The 2,358-nt window shown below is 63.1% G+C and carries 1 protein-coding gene; it reads right to left on the reverse strand.

Features of this window, described 5'->3' with window-relative positions:
• Positions 1 to 2,358 (reverse strand): YhdP family phospholipid transporter (locus tag AACS18_RS16490; RefSeq protein ID WP_258228745.1); only part of this gene is annotated, 2,358 nt, incomplete at both ends.

Consider the following 2,358-nt stretch of genomic DNA (forward strand, 5'->3'; position numbering starts at 1 on the left):
CGGCAGCTCGCCAAAGCGGCAATCGACACAACTCACCTTCAACCAGGGGATGGATGCCATGATGGCGTTGTCCTGCTTGGCATCGGGATCTGGGCTGAGATCCGAACTCTTGCCGGACCAGTAGATGCGGGCAAACTTGGCATCCACCGGGCGATTGGCTACTGCGGGCAGGCGGATCACTCCCATCACGTCGGGGCTGTCGATCATCACTTCGGTCGCCTGATTGGTCGGCCCCACGGTGAAACGCGCCGCCTTGAGGGTGGCACTGCCGATATAGGCGCGAGCCAGCTGTCCATCCACCCACCACTCCTGTGGCAGGAAGGCCGGGCCAACCACCGCATTGCCAGTCTGGTTCTGCGCTGGCAACCACTGCTTGAGTCTGGCCAGCCAGCCGCCCACATCGGCCTCCTGCTGGTTGATGGCGAGCAGCATGGGGGCATCGCGCATTACCCGGGCGCCCGGCTGGCCCACATCGACCCGCACCCGGCTGAGATAAGGCACCCCTTCGCCGTAGACCAGTCGGGTCTGCATATCCACATCAGCCCCCAGTACGGCGCGAATGTCGGCGCTGCCATCCCGGCCACGGGCGATCACCTTGAGCGGCAGCCGGCTGGCGCTGCTCTTGGCCAGCGGCAGCGGCAGATCCAGCCCCATCCCCTGCAAGTTGGAGTCGAGCGCCAGCTGGAAGCTGAACGGCTTGCTGTCGGGCAGGGTCAACCCGAGCTTGCCGCCCCAGTTACTGCGGCCGTTGAGAATGCCGAATGAAGAGATGGCGGCGGGTTGGCGGCGGCTATCCCACTGCCCCTTGAAATCGAGGTCGACCTGATAGTGATCCGGATGCTGGCGCCCCTGATAGTCGAGGGTCAGCGGCTGGTTCCACAAGCTCGCCTTGAGGTTGCTGAAGCGGGTCTGTTCGTTGTCATATTCGAGACGCCCCTGCACCTTCTCCAGCGGCAGATCCAGACTGGCGACCCGCACCTTGTTGTTGCTGAAGGTGGCATCGCCACTCGCCTTGACCTCGCTCTCGCCATCGAGAGGAATATCGAGCTTGACCGAGCCGGCCATAGGGCCGCGGATCTCGATCTCCCGCAGCGCCTGACCTACCGAACTGCCCAGCGGGGAGTCCTGCAGGTAGTCGCTGATGGCCTTACCTTCCCCCTGCACCTTGGCATCCACATAGAGGTGGGCGCCGGGGGAGAGATCCGGGATCCAGGCATGCACCGAGTCGGAGCTCGCCTTGCCGAGTTTGGTGGATCGGCTGCGCATATCGAGACCGGCATTCTGGAACAAGAGATCGATCTGCAAGTCGGTGAGCGGTTGCCAACCGGGGAAGAACTCGTAGGTGGCCTGCTCCAGCGGTACCGCTACCTGGAAGATGCCCTTGCCGTTGTCATAGGGGAAATCCCGAAACTCCCCATACCAGAGCAGGTCGGCTCCCTTGGCCTTACCCCCCTTGATGGCGCCGCTCAGGTAATCCACCAGCCCCTTGTCCATCGCCTGTAGCGGGAAGTAGCGATCCGCATGGCCCGCATTCTTCACATCGATGCGACCAGTCAGGGCCAGGAAAGGGTGCTCGAACAGATCGAGGCGGAAACGGCTGGCCAGGGTCAGATCCGGGTTATCCAGCGCGATATCCTGCCCGTAGAGCACCCAGCCCTGTTCCTCGCGCCACCAGTCGAGGCGGGCCGAGAAGTGGTCGACCGGGATCGGCATCTTGAAGTGACGGGCGGGATCCACCTTGTCGTTCGCCAGCGCCAATCTGGCGCTACCGCCGGTCGGGGTAAGCCAGAACTCGCCGTTGAGATCCTGCATCCCGGGTATATCCTGCCAGGCCTTGAGACGCACCTTGCTGAAGCGGCCACTGAGGGAGAGATCCTGCCAGTCGGCATTGGCCAGCAGCGTCAGATCCTGCACCGCCCCCTGCGGATTGGTCTGGCGCAGGGTCTCGCAGAGTGTGGGGTAGAGCGCCGAGACCAGCTGACTGATCTGGGTGATCTTGTCGAACTCAATACTGGGCAGATAGCCCTGCACCCGATCCCCAATCCGCTCCAGTTGCAAGCGGCTCTGCAACCAGGGTTTGCCGTCCAGCTTGAAGGTGACGTTGTGGCTGGCCAGTTGCCAGTCGGTGCCATCACGGCGCAGCTGGATCTTGCCGCCATCGAGGCCGAAGCGGTGCATCTCCCCGTTCTTGGGATCCTTCCAGATCAGGTAGTTGTTGCCAAACGCCAGCAGGGTATTGCCCAGCTGACCGTTGGCGAAATCGCTCCAGAGCTGGAAGTCGAGCTGACCGGCAACCTTGGGTTCGCCCGCATGGATCTTGGCCAGGGTCGGGGTGATATCAAGCTGGCGGGCCCCCAG

This window comes from Aeromonas sp. HMWF015 (assembly GCF_963878965.1).
Taxonomy (GTDB): Bacteria; Pseudomonadota; Gammaproteobacteria; order Enterobacterales; family Aeromonadaceae; genus Aeromonas; species Aeromonas veronii.